This window comes from Micromonospora sp. NPDC049204 (assembly GCF_040647935.1).
In the GTDB taxonomy this organism is placed as follows: Bacteria; Actinomycetota; Actinomycetes; order Mycobacteriales; family Micromonosporaceae; genus Micromonospora.
Genome location: NZ_JBEZDC010000002.1, coordinates 348,112 through 367,024, shown reverse-complemented (window position 1 = coordinate 367,024; position 18,913 = coordinate 348,112). Strand labels below are relative to the sequence as shown.

The 18,913-nt window shown below is 71.4% G+C and carries 19 protein-coding genes and 1 pseudogene; 6 read left to right on the top strand and 14 right to left on the bottom strand.

Annotation, left to right across the window (positions count from 1 at the left end):
- Positions 1-24: 24 nt before the first annotated feature.
- Together AB0A90_RS04730 and otsB are read left to right on the top strand one after the other, a co-directional pair.
- Positions 25-378, top strand: a complete 354-nt coding sequence (locus AB0A90_RS04730) for a hypothetical protein (protein WP_357241645.1) — start codon at positions 25-27, stop codon at positions 376-378.
- A gap of 67 nt (positions 379-445) precedes the next feature.
- The gene (gene otsB, locus AB0A90_RS04725) at positions 446-1,270 is read left to right on the top strand and encodes a trehalose-phosphatase (protein ID WP_357241642.1); all 825 of its coding nucleotides are present in this window, start codon (positions 446-448) and stop codon (positions 1,268-1,270) included.
- Positions 1,271-1,309: 39 nt separating this feature from the next.
- On the opposite strand, the gene AB0A90_RS04720 is transcribed toward otsB, so the two are convergent.
- From AB0A90_RS04720 to AB0A90_RS04685, 8 genes are all read right to left on the bottom strand, one after another.
- The gene (locus AB0A90_RS04720) at positions 1,310-2,080 is read right to left on the bottom strand and encodes an isoprenyl transferase (protein WP_357241639.1); all 771 of its coding nucleotides are present in this window, start codon (positions 2,078-2,080) and stop codon (positions 1,310-1,312) included.
- Positions 2,081-2,111: 31 nt separating this feature from the next.
- Positions 2,112-3,254 (bottom strand): geranylgeranyl reductase family protein, encoded by a 1,143-nt coding sequence (locus AB0A90_RS04715; RefSeq protein WP_357241636.1) that lies wholly within the window; start codon positions 3,252-3,254, stop codon positions 2,112-2,114.
- A 255-nt stretch (positions 3,255-3,509) separates the two neighbouring features.
- Positions 3,510-4,115, bottom strand: coding sequence for a response regulator transcription factor (locus AB0A90_RS04710; protein WP_357241634.1), 606 nt, complete (start codon positions 4,113-4,115; stop codon positions 3,510-3,512).
- Entirely contained in the window at positions 4,112-5,284 is a 1,173-nt protein-coding gene (locus tag AB0A90_RS04705) for a sensor histidine kinase (RefSeq protein ID WP_357241631.1), read from the bottom strand. The genes AB0A90_RS04710 and AB0A90_RS04705 overlap by 4 nt, the downstream gene beginning before the upstream one ends.
- A 20-nt stretch (positions 5,285-5,304) precedes the next feature.
- Entirely contained in the window at positions 5,305-6,036 is a 732-nt protein-coding gene (locus AB0A90_RS04700; protein WP_357241628.1) for an ABC transporter permease, read from the bottom strand.
- Between the two features lies 1 nt (position 6,037).
- Positions 6,038-6,928 (bottom strand): ABC transporter ATP-binding protein, encoded by an 891-nt coding sequence (locus tag AB0A90_RS04695; RefSeq protein WP_357241625.1) that lies wholly within the window; start codon positions 6,926-6,928, stop codon positions 6,038-6,040.
- Between the two features lie 88 nt (positions 6,929-7,016).
- The gene (locus tag AB0A90_RS04690; protein WP_357241623.1) at positions 7,017-7,874 is read right to left on the bottom strand and encodes a hypothetical protein; all 858 of its coding nucleotides are present in this window, start codon (positions 7,872-7,874) and stop codon (positions 7,017-7,019) included.
- Positions 7,875-7,911: 37 nt separating this feature from the next.
- Positions 7,912-9,756 carry a phosphoenolpyruvate carboxykinase (GTP) gene (locus AB0A90_RS04685; RefSeq protein ID WP_357241620.1) on the bottom strand — a complete coding sequence of 615 codons (1,845 nt, stop codon included), beginning with the start codon at positions 9,754-9,756 and terminating at the stop codon, positions 7,912-7,914.
- Positions 9,757-9,892: 136 nt separating this feature from the next.
- Between AB0A90_RS04685 and AB0A90_RS04680 the strand changes: the two are divergent.
- From AB0A90_RS04680 to AB0A90_RS04670, 3 genes and pseudogenes are all read left to right on the top strand, one after another.
- Positions 9,893-10,732, top strand: a pseudogene (locus AB0A90_RS04680) (GtrA family protein).
- Between the two features lie 63 nt (positions 10,733-10,795).
- Positions 10,796-11,497: a GtrA family protein gene (locus tag AB0A90_RS04675; protein ID WP_357242386.1), complete on the top strand. Its 702-nt coding sequence runs from the start codon at positions 10,796-10,798 to the stop codon at positions 11,495-11,497.
- The gene (locus tag AB0A90_RS04670; protein ID WP_357241617.1) at positions 11,494-12,207 is read left to right on the top strand and encodes a MaoC/PaaZ C-terminal domain-containing protein; all 714 of its coding nucleotides are present in this window, start codon (positions 11,494-11,496) and stop codon (positions 12,205-12,207) included. The genes AB0A90_RS04675 and AB0A90_RS04670 overlap by 4 nt, the downstream gene beginning before the upstream one ends.
- 49 nt (positions 12,208-12,256) lie before the next feature.
- Here AB0A90_RS04670 and AB0A90_RS04665 read toward each other — a convergent pair whose 3' ends face one another.
- Complete coding sequence (locus AB0A90_RS04665) at positions 12,257-12,829, bottom strand: PH domain-containing protein (protein ID WP_357241614.1); 573 nt, start codon at positions 12,827-12,829, stop codon at positions 12,257-12,259.
- Between the two features lie 123 nt (positions 12,830-12,952).
- Positions 12,953-13,828, bottom strand: coding sequence for a biotin--[acetyl-CoA-carboxylase] ligase (locus AB0A90_RS04660; RefSeq protein WP_357241611.1), 876 nt, complete (start codon positions 13,826-13,828; stop codon positions 12,953-12,955).
- A gap of 84 nt (positions 13,829-13,912) precedes the next feature.
- On the opposite strand from AB0A90_RS04660, the gene AB0A90_RS04655 reads away from it, so the two are divergent.
- Positions 13,913-15,496, top strand: coding sequence for an acyl-CoA carboxylase subunit beta (locus tag AB0A90_RS04655; protein WP_357241608.1), 1,584 nt, complete (start codon positions 13,913-13,915; stop codon positions 15,494-15,496).
- 103 nt (positions 15,497-15,599) lie between these two features.
- Here the strand turns inward: AB0A90_RS04655 and AB0A90_RS04650 are convergent, their stop codons facing one another.
- The 4 genes from AB0A90_RS04650 to AB0A90_RS04635 form a co-directional block, all read right to left on the bottom strand.
- Entirely contained in the window at positions 15,600-16,466 is an 867-nt protein-coding gene (locus AB0A90_RS04650; RefSeq protein WP_357241605.1) for a hypothetical protein, read from the bottom strand.
- Positions 16,459-16,959, bottom strand: coding sequence for a sigma-70 family RNA polymerase sigma factor (locus AB0A90_RS04645; RefSeq protein WP_357241602.1), 501 nt, complete (start codon positions 16,957-16,959; stop codon positions 16,459-16,461). Before AB0A90_RS04645 ends, AB0A90_RS04650 begins: the two co-directional genes overlap by 8 nt.
- Positions 16,960-17,021: 62 nt before the next feature.
- Entirely contained in the window at positions 17,022-18,005 is a 984-nt protein-coding gene (locus AB0A90_RS04640; protein WP_357241600.1) for a 2-dehydropantoate 2-reductase N-terminal domain-containing protein, read from the bottom strand.
- 125 nt (positions 18,006-18,130) lie between these two features.
- A complete protein-coding gene (locus AB0A90_RS04635) occupies positions 18,131-18,874 on the bottom strand; it encodes a M50 family metallopeptidase (protein WP_357241597.1) in 744 nt (247 codons plus the stop codon).
- Between the last annotated feature and the right edge of the window lie 39 nt (positions 18,875-18,913).

Genomic DNA, 18,913 nt, shown 5'->3' with positions numbered 1-18,913 from the left:
CGGGACAAAAGGAGGGGTCTGTCCATGACCCTGAAGTGGTTGGCAGTCGTGGTCGCGACGGTGTCGATGACACTGTGGGCGACCGGCAACGCGGTGACCCTCGCGGTCGACGGCGGGCAGCTTCCGCTGCTCGTGAACCTCTTCGTGCTCATCACCGCCGGCACCGCGGTCATCCTGGCCGTCGTCGCCGAGCTGCACGAGCGGATGAACGACCGGATCAGCGCGCTCACCGAGTTCCTGGTGGCACGGCTCAACGAGATCGAGAACCACACCGGCGATCGCAACACCGGGTTTGTGGAGGGCTACCTGTTGAGCCACGGCCAGGACGCGGCGGTGGTGCCGTTCGGCCGACGTGGACGAGGAGCCGCCGAACGCTGATCGCCTACCGCGTAACGGGTCCGCTCGGCCAGGAATGAGCCTTCGTCGCCGGGGTACGCTGACGCGCGTGCCGCCGTTGAATCTGGGCAATCATCAGCCGAGAACCCCGTTGAACGCCGACCAGGCCTGGCGGACCACCGCCAGCCGGGCGGCCGGGACCGTGCTCTTCTTCGACTTCGACGGCACGCTCGCGCCCGTCGACGACGATCCGACCGCGGTACGCCCGGCTCCCAAGGCGTTGGCCGCGATCGAGGCACTCGCCCCGGTCGTGCAGCGGGTCGCGATCGTCTCCGCCCGACCCGTCGAGTTCCTTCGGGATCAGCTCGGCGGGCTCACCGGCGTGGACCTCTACGGCCTCTACGGGCTGGAGCACAGCCATTCCGGCGGGGAGACCGTCACCGAGCCGGCCGCGCTGCCCTGGGTGCCGACCATGACGGAGCTGGCCGACCTCGCGCGGGCTGAGCTGCCACCCGGCACGCTCGTGGAATACAAGCGGCTCTCGGTCGCCCTGCACTGGCGTACCGCCCCGCAGCTCGGCTCGACCGTGCAGCAGTGGGGGCAGGCGCAGGCCGACCGCCTGGGGCTGCGCGTGCAGGCCGGGCGGATGGTGCTGGAGCTCAAACCGCCTGTCGACCGGGACAAGGGCATGGTCATCGGCGAGGCGATCAAGGGTGCAACCGGCGCCTGGTATTTCGGTGACGACGTCTCGGACATCAAGGCCTTCGCCGCGCTGCGCGCCCGCGCCGCCGCCGACCCGGACTTCCTCGGCATCTGCGTGGCCGTGGCCAACCCGGAGACCGGCCACGAGGTGGCAAACGCCGCCGACCTGACGATCGAGTCCCCGGCCGCCCTCGGCGACTTCCTCACCCAGGCACTGACCCACCTGCCCTGACCCGGCCGCGCGGCGACGGACACGTCGCCCGCCGCCGGTTCAGGCGCCGTAGCGGCGTTGCCTGGTCGCGTACGAGCGCAGTGCGCGCAGGAAGTCGATGTGCCGGAAATCCGGCCAGTTGAGCTCGCAGAAGTAGAACTCCGAGTGCGCGGACTGCCAGAGCATGAAGCCGGACAGCCGCTGCTCCCCGCTGGTGCGAATGACCAGGTCAGGATCGGGCTGCCCACGGGTGTAGAGGTGCTCGGCGATGTGCTCGACGTCCAGCACCTCGGCCAACTCCTCGAGGGTGCCGCCGGAGGCGGCGTGCTCCAACAGCAGCGAACGGACCGCGTCGGTGATCTCCCGCCGACCGCCGTAGCCCACCGCGATGTTGACCTCCGCACCGCCGGTGCGCTCGCGGGTGCGTTCCTCGGCGCCCTTGAGCGCCGCCGCGGTCTGCGCCGGGAGCAGGTCGAGCGCCCCGACGATGCGCAACCGCCAGGGGTTGCCCTCCTCGGAGAGCTCCACCACCAGGTCTTCAATGATCTTGAGGAGAGGGTCCAGCTCACTGGCCGGTCTGCGCAGGTTGTCGGTGGCCAGCAGGTAGAGGGTCACGTGCCCCACGCCGGCCTGGTCACACCAGCCGAGGACATGCTTGATCTTCGCCGCGCCGACCCGGTGTCCGTCGTTCGGGTCGACGAAGCCCATCTCCCTCGCCCAGCGGCGGTTGCCGTCGCACATCACCCCGACGTGCCGGGGCACCGGCTTACCCGCGAGCTTCGCCGTGAGCCGGCGCTCGTACACGGAGTAGATAAGGTCCCGCAGCGTCATCACCTAGCAGCGTAGCGACCCTTCGCCCAGATCACCGCCTCGGAGCCCCATCCCCGCCGACCAGACCGATGCCGATCATCGCCAGCGTACGGGCGGTGAGGCGTCCGTCACCCAGTCCCAGCTCGACCACGTCGTAGAACACCCGGTCGTCGCGCCGGGCGGCCCGGACCGCCGCGTCCACCACTCGGCCACGGCGCGCCAACCAGGCCGCGACCGAACTGTGCCGCAGGTGGGTGCCGAGGCGGCGACGCAACCCGTGCGCGTACCTGCCGGCTGCCGACTCGGGCGCCTCGGCCGCCGCCGCACCGGCGAGCGCACCGGAGAGCAGCGCGTAGAAGATGCCCTCGCCGGTGAACGGATTGATCAGTGACAGCGCGTCCCCGGCCAGCAACGTGCGGCCACGCCCCGGTGCCGGCCGGTGGGTGGACAGCGGCAGGTGATGGGCGCGCAACGCGGTCACCGTCCCCAGGTCGGTGCCGGGCAGCAGCGCGGCCAGCCGGTCCAGCAGGTAGGCCCTGCTCAGCGACTCACCGCGCAGCACCTCCCCGTACCCGACGTTCGCCCGCCCGTCGCCGATCGGAAAGGACCAGGCGTACGCCGGCCAGCGCGCCTTCGAGGTGACGATGAGCTGCTCGGACGGGCCGGGCAGCGCCGGCGCGTACCCCCGGATGGCAAGCGCCAGGTGCCGGTCGGGATTCTGCGGGTGGCCGAGCGCCCGACGCACCACCGACCCGGCGCCGTCGGCGCCCACCACCACCCGCCCGGACACCTCCCCGTCGAGCACCACCCGGTCGGCGCGCGGCTCGACCCGGCGCACGGTGTGCCGGCGCAACTGCGCGCCGGCCGCCACGGCCGCCGCCACCAGGCGCGCGTCGAAGACCTCCCGGGGCACGGTGTACGCGGGTCGGGGCAGCGCCCGGGCCACGGCACCGCCACCCGGCGAGATCATGCGTAACGCGGGCAGCGGCGCGTAACCCGCCACCGCCTCGGTCACCCCCAACTCGGTCAGCACATCCACCGAGTGCGCGGCGATCCCGTCGCCACACGCCTTGTCCCGGGGGAAGTCGGCCCGGTCCAGCAGCAGCACGCTGGCGCCCGCCCGCCGCGCCGTCAACGCGGCGGCCGCCCCGGCCGGCCCCGCTCCCACCACCACCACGTCGAATTCGTCGCTCACCGCGCGCCTCCCTCCGTTCGGTGGGCGGCCCGCTCCTGCCCCGCCCGCGCCGCCGACATCGACCCCGGTGACCGGCGTCACCCGCCATCCTGCCCGCTGCCCGCTCACCCAGACCGATGCCGCACGGCGCCGCACCCGGACCCGCGCCGTCGATCATGGAGTTGTGGTGGACGACATAACTCGCGTAAAAGGGCAAGTGAGGCACCACAACTCCATGATCGGCGCGGTCCGGCACGGGCTGACGAGGGCCGGGCGTCAGATCCAGCCGTTGGCTCTGGCGTGGTGGGCCGCCTCGATCCGGTTGCGGGTGCCGGTCTTGCCGATGGCCGCCGACAGGTAGTTGCGGACGGTGCTCTCGGACAGGTGCAGGCGGGCGGCGATGTCGGCGACGGTGGCACCGTCCACGGCGGCGGTCAGCACGTCCCGCTCCCGGTCAGTGAGCGGGTTCGGCCCGGCCGACAGCGCCGCCGCCGCGAGCGCCGGATCGATCACCCGCTCGCCGGCCAGTACCCGGCGGACGGCCACCGCGAGTTCCTCCACCGGCCCGTCCTTGACCAGGAATCCCGCCGCGCCGGCTTCCATCGCCTGGCGCAGGTAACCGGGCCGGCCGAACGTGGTGAGGATCAGCACCCGGCACTCGGGCAACTGCTCCCGCAGGATCGCCGCCGTGTCCAGACCACTGCCGTCGGGCATCTCGATGTCCAGCAGTGCCACGTCCGGACGGCTCGTCCGGGCCGCCTCCAACGACTCGGCCACGGTGCGGGCCTCGGCGACCACCTCCATGTCGTCTTCGAGGTTCAACAGCAGGGCCAGCGCGCCGCGCATCATGCCCTGGTCCTCCGCGAGCAACAGCCGGATCATCCGGTCACCGTCGCGATCCGGCTCGTGGGAACCCGAACGGTGAGCAGCAGACCCCCGTCGCGCGCCGGGCCGACCTCCAGGGTGCCGCCCGCCTGCTCCAGCCGCTCGGTCAGACCACGCAGACCGTTGCCGAAGGCCGGCCGGCCACCCACCCCGTCGTCCCGAACGGTCAGCACCGACCCGTCGGCGTCGGCGTCGACCCTGATGTCGCACCGGGACGCCCGGCTGTGTCGCAGCACGTTCGTCACCCCCTCCCGGAGCACCCAGGCGAACACGTCGTCGGTCTCGACATCGAGCTGCCCGTCCGTCCGCACGGTAACCGCGATGCCGACATCCGCCAGGACGGTACGGGCGTTGTCCAGTTCCCGGCCGAAGCTGTGCTCGCGGTAGCCGGTGACCGCCTCCCGCACCTCGGCGAGGGCGGTGCGACCGATCCGCTCGATGTCGGCTGCCTCCACGGTGGCCCGCTCGGGGTCCGTCGGAGCCAGTCTGCGTACCACCTCGGCTTTCACCACGACCAGCGACAACGTGTGGCCGAGCAGGTCGTGCAGGTCCTTGGCGAACCGGAGTCGTTCCCGCTCCACCACCGTGCGGGCCAGCTCCCGCTGGGTGCGGCGCAACTCGTCGACCAGACGGGCCACCCGGGCGAACGCCAGCGTCATGGCACCCGCGAGCAACGTGACCAGCGCGATCTGGACCATGTTGTCGGCCGGCAGGCGTCGGGCTACCCCGATCACCAGCACCGCCACGACGCTGCCACCGACCCAGCCGAAGCCCCAGCCGACCTGGACCAGTCCCACCGCGCCGGCGGAGCACACGTACATCAGCAGGGCCAGCCAGCCCTCCGAGGCACCGGCGTACGCGGCAGCGAGCGTCACCCCGAGCAGCGCGAGCAGTGCCAGCCCGGCACGAAACAGGAGCGGTCGAACGGCCAGTCCGGCCACCGGCACCGCCACCAGGGCGAGATAGAGCAGGGCGAAGAGGGTCAGCCCGGCCGCTGCCACCGGCACCGGGTGGACCTGTCCTCGCACGATCGCGGTGGCCGGCGGCAGCAGCAACCACAGCCACAACGTGTGAGCCAGCACGAGCACGACGCCGCGGCGCCGCCGACCACGGTCGACGGACGCCGTCGTCTCGGCGGCACCAGGCAGGTCGGCGACACCAGGCATGGTGGAAACCGTAGCGGTGGTCAACGGCCCACGGCCGCGCGCCGGTAGGCCCATGCCGCGACTGCCGCGAAGAGCAGCGTCCAGGCCAGGAGCAGGCCCAACCCGGACGGGGTGGGTGCCAGCCCGGCGACCGACCGCCAGCCGAGTTCGGCGTACCGGTACGTCGGTAGTGCGTGCGCCAGGTGCCGCAACGCGGCGGGGAAGTACGTCACCGGCAGCAGCAGGCCACCGAGGACCGACAGGCCGAGGAAGGCCAGGAAGTTGACCACCTGGGCCAACTGCGGGGCGAGCCCGTAGCCGATGGCGAGCCCGAGCAGGGCGAACGGTACCGAGCCGGCCCACAACAGCAGCAGTAACGCGGTCCAGCGGGCAGCATCCAGGTGGACGTCCTGCTGCAACCGCCCGGCGACACCGACCGCGACCACCGACGGCACCCCGGTCAGCGTGCTGACCAGCGCCTTCGTCACGACAGCCTGCCAGGGCGGCAACGGGGTGACGCGGAGTTGGTGCAGCCAGCCGACCGCCCGCTCCTGCGCGACCGACGACCCCACTGAGAGCACGCCCGCGACGGCGCCGTAGCCGGCCAGGCCGACCATCAGCGCGGCGGGCGCGGCCACACCCTCCAGTTGGTCACCGCGTCCGGCGAACCCGGAGAAGATCAGGTACGTGAGCACCGGCCCCAGGACGGAGAACAGCATGAGACGTGGGTCCCGGACCAGCCGACGCAGCTCGAATCGTAGATAGGCGCGCATGTCAGTGCTCCCCTCCGGCGGTGGTGAGAGTGAGGAAGGCGGGCTCCAGTGCGACGGAGACCTCCAGTCCGCGGAAACCGCGGGTGCCCGCCAACGCCATGACCGTGGCGTCGGCGTCGTCGGTGGTGAGCACCACCCGGTCGCCCCGCACCTCCACCGACCGGACACCGGGCAGCAGGTCCAGCCCGGTGACGGACGCACCGGCAACGTCGAAGGCGACGGTACGGCTGCCCGCGAGGGCACGGAGCTGGGCGGGCGGCGCGTCGGCCACCACCCGACCGGCGGCCAGCACCACGACCCGATCGGCGTACTCGTCCGCCTCGGGTAACTGGTGCGTGCTGAACAGGACGGTGTTGCCCTCGGCGGCGTACCGGCGGAGGGCAGCCCAGAACTCCCGCCGGGCGGCGACGTCCATGCTCGCGGTGGGTTCGTCGAGGACCAGCAGTTCCGGGCCGCCGGCCAACGCGAACGCGAACCGGGCACGCTGTGCCTCCCCACCGGAGAGCCGGTCCAGCCGACGGTTCGCCTGGCCGGTCAGTCCCGCCGTCGTGAGGATCCGATCGGTCGGCGACGGATGCGGATACAGCGCGCGGGCCAACTCGATCACCTCTCGGACGGTGGCGGCGGAGACGACCCCGGCCCCCTGCAGCATCGCGCCGACCCGGCCGGCCCGGACCGCCTCCGCAGGAGACCCGCCGAACAGGGCCACGGTCCCGGCGTCGGCCGGGGCGAGACCGAGCAGGATCGAGATGGCTGTCGTCTTGCCCGCGCCGTTGCGCCCGAGCAGTGCGACGATGCTGCCCCGCGCGACGCTCAGGTCCATGCCGGCAAGGGCTCGCACGGACCCGAACGACCGGGTAAGTCCAGTGAGACGTACGACGATGTCACCCATGCCCAGCACGCTACGAAGGGTTGAAGCCCTTCCGGCAGTGCCACCGGTACCGGGTGCGTGATGACAAATGTCCCGGGGCAGGCCGGGGTCAGGCCGCAACGACGTCGGGGGCGCGGGCGGCGCGGCGGAGGCCGTAGAGCGCCAACCCTGCGGCGGCGACCAGCGGGGCGCCGTCGCGGACCAGGCCGTCCACGCCCAGCAGCCACCAGCACAGCGGCAGATCCACGGCGAGCACGACCAGGGTCACGCCGACCAACAGGCCCCGCGCCCAGTCCTTGCCCCGCATCAGGAACGCGGTGCAGAACAGCACCGCGTAGCTGGCCACGATGCCGGCGCCGAACCAGAGCAGCACGGCCGGTAGTGCGGTCAGCCGCCCGTCCAGGATGGATCCCCCGGCCACCAGGGCCGGCACCAGCATCAGGGGGCTGTAGGTGAACGCCGCCACCCGGCTGGTCAGCAGCCAGGCGCTGGCCTGCGGTCGGCGCGGAGGGGTCTCCCGCCAGGAGACGCCCTCGCGGTCGATGACGAGGCGGGGCCGGTGCCGGACCAGGTGCCCGGCCAACGCCGACGAGCGGTACAGCAGCCAGACCACCGCCACACAGAGCGCGCTGAGCACGGCGAAGCCGAGCAGGCCGGGCAGCGGCGGCACCCCCTGCCGGGGCACGATCAACCGGCCCACGGCGAAGACCGTGGTGACCGCGAGGATCAGCCCGAACGGGCGAGCCACCGTTCGACCCCGGCGCACGTGCCCGATCAGCAGCAGGAAGCCGAACGAGCGCAGCATCGCCCAGCCGGTCCGTAAGGCCAGCCCGAAGCCCTGCTCCGGGGCGTACCACCAATTGAGCAGCTCGACCACGACGGTGGCCGCCGCCGTCGTCGCGAGCAGGAAGGTGAGCACCCGGACGGCGGACGGCCGCCGGACCTGGGTCTCGGCGGCCGTCGTCATGGGATCCGTTGTTGCCCGCGAGGGGCGCTCTTCACACCTACCGCTGCGGCTGTGCGGCGTCGAGGCGGGCGCGCAGCGCGTCCAACTCGGCCCAGAGCACGCCCGGCAGCTTGTCACCGAACTTCTCGAACCACTCGGTGATCATCGGGAGCTCGTCGCGCCACTCGTCCGGGTCGACCTTCAGCGCGATCCGGACGTCCTCCGGGGTCATGTCCAGGCCCTCGACGTCCAGCGACTCGGGCGTCGGCACCATGCCCACCGGCGTCTCGACCGCGTCGGCCGTGCCCTCGATCCGCTCGACGACCCACTTGAGCACTCGGGAGTTCTCCCCGAAGCCCGGCCAGAGGAAGGAACCGTCCGGGTCCTTGCGGAACCAGTTGACGTAGTAGATCTTCGGCAGCTTCGCCTCGTCGCCGTCGGTGCCCTTGCCCATCTCGATCCAGTGCCGGAAGTAGTCACCGGCGTGGTAGCCGATGAACGGCAGCATCGCCATCGGATCCCGGCGGACCACGCCGACCGCGCCGGACGCGGCGGCCGTCGTCTCCGACGAGAGCGTGGCACCCATGTAGACGCCGTGCACCCAGTCGCGGGCCTCGGTCACCAACGGGATGGTGTCCTTGCGACGGCCACCGAAGAGGATCGCGTCGATCGGCACGCCGTTGGGGTCGAAGTACTCGTCGGCGAGGATCGGGCACTGGGTGATCGGGGTGCAGAACCGGCTGTTCGCGTGGGAGGACAGGCCCTCGCTCTCCGGCGTCCAGTCGTTGCCCTTCCAGTCGATCAGGTGCGCCGGCGGCTCTCCCATGCCCTCCCACCAGACGTCACCGTCATCGGTGAGGCCCACGTTGGTGAAGACGGAGTTGCCCCGGTCCAGGGTGCGCATGGCGTTGGCGTTGGTCTTCCAGTCGGTGCCGGGCGCGACGCCGAACAGGCCGTACTCCGGGTTGACGGCGTAGAGGCGGCCGTCCGGGCCGAACCGCATCCAGGCGATGTCGTCGCCGATGGTCTCGACCTTCCAACCCGGGATGGTCGGCTCCACCATGGCCAGGTTGGTCTTGCCACAGGCCGAGGGGAACGCGCCGGCGATGTGGTGGACCTTGCCCTCCGGCGAGGTGATCTTGAGGATCAGCATGTGCTCGGCGAGCCAGCCCTCGTCGCGACCCATGACGCTGGCGATGCGCAGCGAGTAGCACTTCTTGCCGAGCAGCGAGTTGCCGCCGTAACCGGAGCCGTACGACCAGATCTCCCGGCTCTCCGGGAAGTGCGAGATGTACTTGGTCTCGTTGCACGGCCAGGCGACGTCCTGCTGGCCGGGGGCGAGCGGGGCGCCGATCGAGTGCAACGCGTGCACGAAGTCCGCGTCGTCGCCCAACGCCTCGAGGACGCGGGTGCCCATCCGCGTCATGATGCGCATCGAGGCGACCACGTACGGGCTGTCGGTGATCTCGACGCCGAACATCGGGGACTCGGCCTCGACCGGACCCATGACGAACGGGATGACGTACATGGTCCGGCCCCGCATCGAGCCGCGGTACAGCTCGGTCATCGTCCGCTTCATCTCCGCCGGCGCCATCCAGTTGTTGGTGGGGCCGGCGTCCGCCTCGTCGACGGAGCAGATGTAGGTGCGTTCCTCGACCCGGGCGACGTCCGTCGGGTCGGTACGCGCGTAGAACGAGTTGGGCTTCTTCTCCGGGTTCAGCCGGATCAGCGTGCCGGCTTCGACCAGCTCGTCGGTGAGGCGGCGCCACTCCTCGTCGGACCCGTCCACCCAGACGACCCGGTCGGGGGTGGTCAGTTCCGCGACCTCACGGACCCAGGCGAGCAGTTTCGGATGGGACGTCGGGGCCTGATCAATACCCCGCACAACAGCCGGAGCAACCATGACACATCTCCTTGTGGTCGACGCTGACCGATCTATGGGATGCACGAGACTCAGCGGCGCGATGCGTCGCCTTCGTGGAAACCTGGGATTGGCCTCAGCGTAAACCGGGCAGCCTTCCGAGTCAGTGGGACTGGTTGTGAAGAACTGCACAAGCTACGGCCACGCTGCGGCATCACGATCTGATACCCGCTTTCCTGCGCAGTTTCACGCAAATCTTGTTGTGCACCCCGGCGGACGCTTGTGGCGGTCGGGCCTTGGACCTGCCCCGCCGACCGGTGCGTGGATTCCCGTTCCGAGGCGCGTCAGTCCTCCGAATTGGTTACGCTGCGTACGACGGTTTCGCACACGGTGATCAGCTGCGCCGGGCGACCACGCCCGCTTGCCATAGCTCCCCCTCGGACTGGCCCGGAGCCGGTAGGCTCGCTCCGTGGCCGCCACGATGACCGGGGAGCAACCGGGTCCCCGGCAGACCCGACCGGGTCTGGTTGGCAAGCTGCTGGACCGATTCGGTCACCTCGTCCGCGAGATGAGCAAGTTCGCCACCGTGGGCGGCGTCGCCTTCCTCGTCGACTTCGCGCTCTTCAACTACCTGACGAGCACGCGCGACGTCGAGCAGCTGACGGCGAAGACGATCTCGACCATCATCGCGGCCTCCGTCGCCTTCGTGGGCAACCGGTTCTGGACCTGGCGGCACCGCCAGCGCAGCAACCCGGCCCGCGAGTACGCGCTGTTCTTCTTCTTCAACGTCGTCGGTCTCGGCATCGCGGTGGCCTGCCTCGCGATCAGCAGGTACGGGCTCGGCAGCGTCTGGCCGGCCGTGTTCCAGACGACCCTGGCCGACAACGTCGCCAGCTACATCGTCGGCACGGGCCTCGGCACGCTGTTCCGATTCTGGTCGTACCGGCGGTTCGTCTTCGTCGAAGCGGGAACCCGGACCGTTCCGCAGGTAAGACCCGACCCCGACCGCAGGGCGTGACCTGCCGCTCACCCCGTTTGGCCGGTGATCGCCGGTCACACCGACTGCCCTAAGGTGTTTCGCATGCGTCTTGTCCGCCTGCTGCCTGAGCGCTGGCAGAAGTTCATCCACGAGGCGCTCAAGTTCGGCATCGTCGGTGGCATCAACACCGTCATCAATTACGCAGTGTTCAATGCCCTTGCACTGACCGTTTTCGTCAATGGTCAGTTGAAGGCGACGGTGATTGCGACGGTCGTCGCCACGATCACGTCGTACCTCATGAATCGGCACTGGACGTACCGGGATCGCCCGAAATCGGCGATGCGCCGGGAGTACGTCCTTTTCTTCCTTTTCAACGGGGCTGGCCTGCTCATCGAGCTGGGCGCCGTCGCGGCGGCCAAGTACGGCCTCGGCGTTCACGGCCTGCTGGCACTGAACGTGGCAAAGACCGCGGGTGTCCTGTTGGCCACGCTGTTCCGGTTCTGGTCGTACCGGACCTTCGTGTTCCAGCCCGTCGCTGTCGCCGACGACGAGGCGAAGCCCGAGCCCACCTGGCACGACATCCCCCGCGACGAGTGGGACACGATGGCCGAGATGGACCCGGTCGCCGAACTGGCCGAATCCGTGTCGGAGCTGGAGGAGGCGGAGTCCGCGCGACGTGCCGACCCACCGGCCGGCGCGCCCACCCAGGGCCGCCCCCGGTTAAGCGTCAGCCCCGCCGCCGACCTGGACGCGGAGCTCGCCGCGGAGTTGCACGTCAGCACCCGCCGCGCGCCCCGCCGGTGACGACACCCGACGCCCGCTCCGGCACCGGGCAACCCGCCGAGCTGTTCTTCGAGGATCTTGTCCCGGGGCTCACCGTCGACCTCGGTGTGGTCACCGTGGATGGCGACGAGATGGTCGCCTTCGCGCGGCGCTTCGACCCGCAGTGGTACCACGTCGACGCCGACCTGGCCGGGGCCAGCCGGCACGGTGGGCTGATCGCCAGCGGCTTCTACACAGTCAGCCTGTTCATGCGCGCGTACGTCGACCACCTGCTGTCCCGGGCCGCCGCGGACGCCTCCCCCGGCCTGGAGGAGCTGCGCTGGCTCGCCCCCGTGCGCGCCGGTGACCGGCTCGCCGTTCGGGTCGACGTGATGGGCGCCCGGCCGTCGAGCGCCCGCCCGGGGCTCGGTACCGTCAGCCTCACCGGCACCATGCTGCGTCTCGGCCCGGACGATCGGCCCGAGCAGGAGGTGCTGCGGACCCGCTTCCGTGGCTGGTTCGCCGTCCGCCCAGGCGACGCCGACGCGCCTGACGCCGGCCCTGACGAAGCCGACGCGCCCGACCCGGCCGAGGCCGACGCGCCCGAGGCCGACCCAGCCGAAGCCGACGCACCCGGCAGCGGACCGTCCGACGCCGGCAAGCCGGCGGGTGGGCCGCCGGACGCGGGCTCGGCCGAGACCGGCCCGGAGCGACCCGCCAACGGCCCACCCCGGGCCGAACCACCCGGCTGACCCGCCCCGACACACTGCGGCGGCGGGCCGCCGAGGCACCCGACCCGGATCAGGTCGTGGTGTCCCGCAGTGGCTTGCCGTCCTGCATGTCGGCGAGCATGTCGCGCATCTCCCCGTCGCCGAGCGAGTGCTTGTCGTGTTGCGCCTCGACCAGCTCGTACAGGGTGGTCTGCACCCTTCCGACACTCGGCACGTCGGCGAGCACCGACTGGCCGCGTTCACCTGCCGACTCGATGGTGAGCGTGCCGCAGCCGAGCAGACGTTCGACGAACCGCTGGTTCATCGCGTGGTCGTTGACCCGGGTGAGCGGAAGGTCGCGCCGGTCGCGGGAGAAGACACCCTGCTGGATCAGCACCCGCTCATTGGTGAACAGGTAGTGGGTGGTACGCCAGACCAGAAACGGCCACAGCCCGAGCCAGAGCACCCCGACCAGGGCGATCACTCCGATCACGGCCAGCGCGACCGAACCGCCACCGCTCTCGGGCAGCAGGAGCACGCCGACCACCACCGCGGCGATGGCCAGCACCAGCACCGCGATCGGCCGGATCAGCGCCTTCCAGTGCGGGTGCAGATGGAGCACGACATGCTCGTCCGCGGTGAGCACGTCTTCAGGAAACGCCACGACAACCTCCATCGCCATTTTTCCGACGCGCAGACGGTAAACCCCCAGGCCCCACCACGACATCCGCCGCGCGGCCCCACCCGCTGTCCATGATCTTGCACGTGTTTCGAAAAGGGGTGGTGGTCAGCGCAGGTGCAGGACGTCTCCGGCGGCCAGGGTTCGGGCGCCCGTCGGCGTGGTGAGCTGAAGTTGGCCGTCCGGGTCCACTCCGGTGGCGGTGCCGATCACGGTCTCGCCGTCGGGGAGCAGGACGCGTACCTCACGGCCGATCGTCGCGCAGGCCGCCAGGTAGGCGTCGCGCAGGCCGCTGGCGACCGCGTCGCCACCCGCCGAGCGCCAGCGGTCGTACCAGTCGGCGACCGAGCGCAGCAGTGCCCGCAACAGGGGGTCCCGGTCGGTCGCCGCCGCACCGGCCAACTGCAACGAGGTGGCCGGTAGCCCGGTCGGATTCACCGGCAGCTCCTCGGCGCGCAGCGTCACGTTCAGCCCGATGCCGAGCACGATGGCCGGCGGTTGGTCCGGCGCCCGTCCGGGCACCGCCTCGGCCAACACGCCCGCGCACTTCGCGTCGTCGATCAGCAGGTCGTTGGGCCACTTCAGGGTGGCGTCCAGCTCCGCCAGCCGGGCCACCGCCTCCACCAGCGCCACGCCGGCCAGCAACGGCAGCCACCCGTACCCGGGGGGTGTCACGGGTAGCCAGTCGCGGTCCGGCACGGCCACGCCGGGCCGCAGCAGCACGCTCGTCGCGATGCCGGCCCGGGGCGGCGACTGCCAGACCCGACCGCGCCGGCCGCGCCCGGCGGTCTGCCGCTCGGCCACCACGACCAGACCCTCGGGTTCGCCGGCCCGGGCCGCCTCGGCCGCGTCGGCGTTCGTGGAGCCGGTCTCGGCGTGCAACTCCAGGCGGGTCCACGGCCCGTTCGGCGAGACCAACGCGCGACGCAGCCGCGCCGCCGACAGCGGCGGACGGTCCAGATCGGTGTACGGGGAGCCCGACATTCCGCCAGCCTACGGCGGTGGCGGCGCCGACACTGAGGGGTACTGCACAGCGGCACCGACCTGAACCATCGTTATATTCCCAGGGTGACTACCGAGACCGGGACCAACATCCACAGCACCGCGGGCAAGCTGGCGGACCTGGAGCGCCGGGTCGACGAGGCGGTGCACGCCGGGTCGGCCCGCGCGGTCGAGAAGCAGCACGCGCGGGGCAAGAAGACCGCCCGCGAGCGGATCGGGATGCTGCTCGACGAGGGCTCCTTCGTCGAACTCGACGAGCTGGCCCGGCACCGGTCCACGGCGTTCGGGCTGGAGCGCAACCGCCCGTACGGCGACGGCGTGGTCACCGGCTACGGCACTGTCGACGGCCGGCAGGTGTGCGTGTTCGCGCAGGACTTCACGGTCTTCGGTGGTTCGCTCGGTGAGGTCTTCGGCGAGAAGATCGTCAAGGTGATGGACCTGGCCATGAAGATCGGCTGCCCGGTGGTCGGCATCAACGACTCCGGCGGCGCCCGCATCCAGGAGGGTGTGGTCTCGCTCGGCCTCTACGGCGAGATCTTCTTCCGCAACGTGCGGGCCTCCGGCGTCATCCCGCAGATCTCCCTGGTGGTGGGACCCTGCGCGGGGGGTGCGGTCTACTCCCCGGCGGTCACCGACTTCACCGTGATGGTCGACCAGACCTCGCACATGTTCATCACCGGCCCGGACGTGATCAAGACGGTGACCGGCGAGGACGTCGGCATGGAGGAGTTGGGCGGCGCCCGCACGCACAACACGCGCAGCGGCAACGCGCACTACCTCGCCACCGACGAGGACGACGCGGTCGACTACGTCAAGGCGCTGCTGTCGTACCTGCCGTCGAACAACCTCGACGAGCCGGTGGTCTTCGACGCGCCCGCCGACCTGGCGATCAGCGACGAGGACCGGGAGCTGGACACGCTGATCCCGGACTCGGCCAACCAGCCGTACGACATGCACACCGTGCTGGAGCACGTCCTCGACGACGGGGAGTTCCTGGAGGTCCAGCCGCTCTACGCGCAGAACATCGTGGTCGGCTACGGCCGGGTGGAGGGCCGCCCGGTGGGCGTCGTCGCCAACCAGCCGATGCACTTCGCCGGCACCCTGGACATCGCCGCCTCGGAGAAGGCCGCCCGGTTCGTGCGCACCTGCGACGCGTTCAACATCCCGGTGCTGACCTTCGTGGACGTGCCCGGCTTCCTGCCCGGCACCGGCCAGGAGTGGGACGGCATCATCCGCCGGGGCGCCAAGCTCATCTACGCGTACGCCGAGGCCACCGTCCCCAAGGTCACCGTGATCACCCGCAAGGCGTACGGCGGGGCGTACGACGTGATGGGCTCCAAGCACCTCGGCGCGGACCTGAACTTCGCCTGGCCCACCGCCCAGATCGCCGTGATGGGGGCGCAGGGCGCGGTGAACATCCTCTACCGCTCCGAGCTGGCCAGCGCCGAGGACCCGGCCGCGATCCGGGCCGAGAAGATCGCCGAGTACGAGGACACCCTGGCCAACCCGTACGTGGCGGCCGAGCGCGGTTACATCGACTCGGTGATCGCACCGCACGAGACGCGCACCCAGATCGTCCGGGCGCTGCGCGTCCTGCGCACCAAGCGGGAGACCCTGCCGCCCAAGAAGCACGGCAACATCCCGCTCTGAGCGGGTGGCCCCTGCTCGCTTGATCCGCGCAACTTCGGGGAAAGTGCTGCCTCCCGGCACCGGGAGGCAGCAACATCCCTGACGTTGCGCGGATCAAGAAGGGTCAGCAGGCCGGGTTGGCCTCGGGGCACAGTCGCCGAGCGGCCGTCCGGCCCAGCGCCTCAAGATCCGCGTCGCCCAGGCCCAGGCCCGGGTCGGGCACCAGCACGGTGACCAGGTCGCCGACCCGGACCACGACGGTCATCCCCACCGGGCTGGAACGCTGGAGCGTCCTTCCCGAGGCCGGGCCACGGGGGGCGAACGGCACATGCCGCACCAGAATCGACTCGTCACCGGCGAAGTTGCTCGCCGCCGTCTCCCAGGCGTGCTTGCTCTCGTTGGGCGTCGTCTCGCCCGCGGCGACGACGTTCTCGACGACATGCCACTCGGGGCAGACGTCGAGCAGCGCCCTCAGGTGAGTGAAGAGTCGCGCGCTCACCAACGGATCGACCCGGTAGACGTCCTGGCTGAGTTCGACCCTGGTCGGTGCCCTGCCGGCCCCCGTCGGCGACAACAGGGTCTGCGACCGCGAGTAACGGGAGTACGCGGGGACCGCGGGCAGGCCACGACCGTCGCCGCACCTCTGCAGCGTTGGATCCAGTCGGACGACCTCACCGAGGCCGGCGTCGCCGAGCTGCACGGCGCCTTTCACCGGCACCTCGGTGACAGCCAGCAGGGCGTCGAGGGGGATCTCCGCCCGGGCGGGGCTCTGCGTCGCCACAGGCACGGCGGTAGTGGGCGGAGCCGACGTGCGCTCCGTCAGGGCGTATGCCGGGCCGGTCACCGCCGCGAGCACCGCGACCGCCGCGAACGCGGCCGTGCGACGCCTACGCCTGCGGGCCGTCGCCCGGATCTCCTCCGGCTCCGGCCACCTGACGTCACGCAGGTCCCGGTGGACCCGTTCGACGAATGCCAGGTCGTCGTCACGCATCGGTAGCCTCCTCCAGGTCAGAGACGGCGAGCAGGCCGGCGAGCGCGGTGCGCCCCCGGGAGAGTCGAGCCTTGACGGTGCCCACCGGGGCCGCGGTCTCCCGCGCCACGTCGGCGACCGGCATGCCGACCAGGTAGTACAGGGCGATGGCGACGCGTTGCTCCTCGGGCAGCCGACGCAGGGCCGCGACCACCTCGACGGTGTCGGTGCCCGGGCCGGGAACGCTCTCGGTGGCACCGTGCCGCAGGTACGCGCGGGCCCGGCTGCGCAGGCTGCGCCAGCGGCTGACCGCGACCCGGCTGGCCACCACCCGCACCCACGCCTCCGGATCGTCGTACCCACGGACCGTCGACCAGCGCTGCCACGCCCGGATGTACGCCTCCTGCACGGCGTCCTGAGCCTCGACCCGGTCCCCGGTCAGGGCGTAGACGAACCCGAGCAGCCGTTGCCGGCTCCCCCGGTAGAACTCGTCGAACTCGTCGACGTCCGGCACCCGTTGCCTCCCCGTGTCGGTCGCAGGGAACACGCGCCGGGCCGGGTCATCGGTTGCCCCGATCAGGAGATCATCTTCTCCAGTTCGGCGAGCGGGAACGCGCCGGCCGCGATCCGCTCCCGCACCGCCCGACGTACGGCCCGCTGCACGGCGACGTTGGCCGGCGTCGGCACGCCATGCAACCGGCCGAGCAGCGCGATCTCACCGTTGAGGTGGTCGACCTCGGTCGAGCCGGTGCCCCGGGCCAGGCTCTGCCAGGTGGAGCCACCGGAGCGGGCCTCGCCGTCGACCGGACGCTGCTGCACCAGGTCGCCGCGTTCGGCCTTCTCCTCCGGCGGCGACGTGTGCGCGATCCCGGCGGCGGCGAGCGCGGCGACACCCTCGGCGCGTACCCGCTCGGCCAACGCCTCCGGGATGTCCCGACCGAGCAGCGCCTGGAGGCCGTTGCCCAGATTGCTGAGCAGCTTGCCGTACTTCCAGCGCAGCACGTCCTCGCGGACCGGCGCGACGAACCCGGCGGCGCTCAGATCGGCGGCGATCGCCCGGTCGGTGTCGTCGGCGCCCTGGGGGTAGCGCCCAATGTGGAGCATCCCCGGGTGCGGGTAGCCGTTCGCCACCACCACGCCCGGGTCCAGGTGGGTGGCCGGCAGCCAGACGCAGACCGGGTGCACGTCGGCGAAGAGCCGCAGCGCGGCCCGCTCGTTGGCCACCCCGTTCTGCGCGGTCACCAGCGGCAGACGTTCGCCCGCCGTGCCACCGCCGGCCACCGGCGCGTCCACCCAGGCGGCCAGCGCGCCGGCGGTGTCCTGCGACTTCACGGTGAGGATCAGCACGGTGTCCGCCGGCAGCGGCTGGTCCGTGGGCCGATCCACCGCCACGAGCCGGGCGGTGACCTCGCCGTCGGGCTGCCGCAGGGTCAACCCGTGCGCCCGGATCGCGTCCAGGTGGGCGCCGCGGGCCACCACTGTCACGTCCCGGTCGGCCTGGGCCAGCCGTACGCCGATGGTCCCGCCGACCGCACCCGCCCCGATGATCACGTATCGCATGGCCTCATTCTGCCCGCCCCCACCCCTCCCGCCGTCGATCATGGAGTTGTGGTGCCTGACTGCGGGGGTATTGCGGCTTTCGCGGCCCACCACAACTCCATGATCGACCCGTGCGGAGGTCGGTTTTAGAGCGCCAGGCCGGCGCTGGTGAGGATGGGGCCGGTCAGCAGCAGGGCGCCGGCGACCAGGGCGGCCAGGTTGACAAGCGCGAAGACCCCCACCCAGAAGAGCGGCGGGAACGGGGTGAGCCCGGCGAGTTGGTCGGCGTCCGAGGCGGGCATCCGTCCCCGTGACCGCAGCCGTTGCAGCTCCACCACCGGTCGTACCCCACCGAGCAGCAGGAACCACACCCCGACGTACGCGAACGCGGCCTGGACCTGCGGCGTGGCGTACCACGAGACGGCGAACACCAGCGCGCCGGTGACCAGCAGCGACACCACTCCGAAGACGTTGCGGATCAGGACGAGCATGGCCAGCAGCAGCGCCACCGCCACCCAGAGCAGCAGGGTGATCCGATTGCCGCCGAGCAGCCAGGCACCGGCCAGCCCGACCAGCGGCGGGGCGACGTACCCGGCGAGCAGGGTGAGGATCATGCCCGGCCCGGTGGGATGGCCGGCGGAGAGCGTCAGCCCCGACGTGTCCGAGTGCAGCCGGATGCCGCGCAGCTTGCGCCCGGTGAGCAGGGCGACGAGCGCGTGCCCGCCCTCGTGCGCGATGGTGATGGCGTTGCGGGCGATCCGCCACGGCAGCCGGGTGGACACCACCACCAGCGCGACGGCCGCGGTGATCAGCACCAGCAGCGGGGGCGGGTCCGGCTGAGCGCCGAACAGCGTGTCCCAGGTCTCGCCCAGCCCGTCGATCGACATCATGGGGCGCGAGCCTACCGGCGGCGTTCCGTGTCGCTCCCG

Excerpts from the sequence above, each read along its gene's own strand:
- AB0A90_RS04705 (WP_357241631.1), bottom strand. The coding sequence starts at position 5,284 with ATGCCTGGTGTCGCCGACCTGCCTGGTGCCGCCGAGACGACGGCGTCC.
- AB0A90_RS04640 (WP_357241600.1), bottom strand. The coding sequence starts at position 18,005 with ATGCGATACGTGATCATCGGGGCGGGTGCGGTCGGCGGGACCATCGGC.
- AB0A90_RS04710 (WP_357241634.1), bottom strand. The coding sequence starts at position 4,115 with ATGATCCGGCTGTTGCTCGCGGAGGACCAGGGCATGATGCGCGGCGCG.
- AB0A90_RS04700 (WP_357241628.1), bottom strand. The coding sequence starts at position 6,036 with ATGCGCGCCTATCTACGATTCGAGCTGCGTCGGCTGGTCCGGGACCCA.
- AB0A90_RS04695 (WP_357241625.1), bottom strand. The coding sequence starts at position 6,928 with ATGGGTGACATCGTCGTACGTCTCACTGGACTTACCCGGTCGTTCGGG.
- AB0A90_RS04720 (WP_357241639.1), bottom strand. The coding sequence starts at position 2,080 with ATGACGCTGCGGGACCTTATCTACTCCGTGTACGAGCGCCGGCTCACG.
- AB0A90_RS04660 (WP_357241611.1), bottom strand. The coding sequence starts at position 13,828 with ATGTCGGGCTCCCCGTACACCGATCTGGACCGTCCGCCGCTGTCGGCG.
- AB0A90_RS04690 (WP_357241623.1), bottom strand. The coding sequence starts at position 7,874 with ATGACGACGGCCGCCGAGACCCAGGTCCGGCGGCCGTCCGCCGTCCGG.
- AB0A90_RS04685 (WP_357241620.1), bottom strand. The coding sequence starts at position 9,756 with ATGGTTGCTCCGGCTGTTGTGCGGGGTATTGATCAGGCCCCGACGTCC.
- AB0A90_RS04730 (WP_357241645.1), top strand. The coding sequence starts at position 25 with ATGACCCTGAAGTGGTTGGCAGTCGTGGTCGCGACGGTGTCGATGACA.
- AB0A90_RS04635 (WP_357241597.1), bottom strand. The coding sequence starts at position 18,874 with ATGATGTCGATCGACGGGCTGGGCGAGACCTGGGACACGCTGTTCGGC.
- AB0A90_RS04650 (WP_357241605.1), bottom strand. The coding sequence starts at position 16,466 with ATGCGTGACGACGACCTGGCATTCGTCGAACGGGTCCACCGGGACCTG.
- AB0A90_RS04675 (WP_357242386.1), top strand. The coding sequence starts at position 10,796 with ATGCGTCTTGTCCGCCTGCTGCCTGAGCGCTGGCAGAAGTTCATCCAC.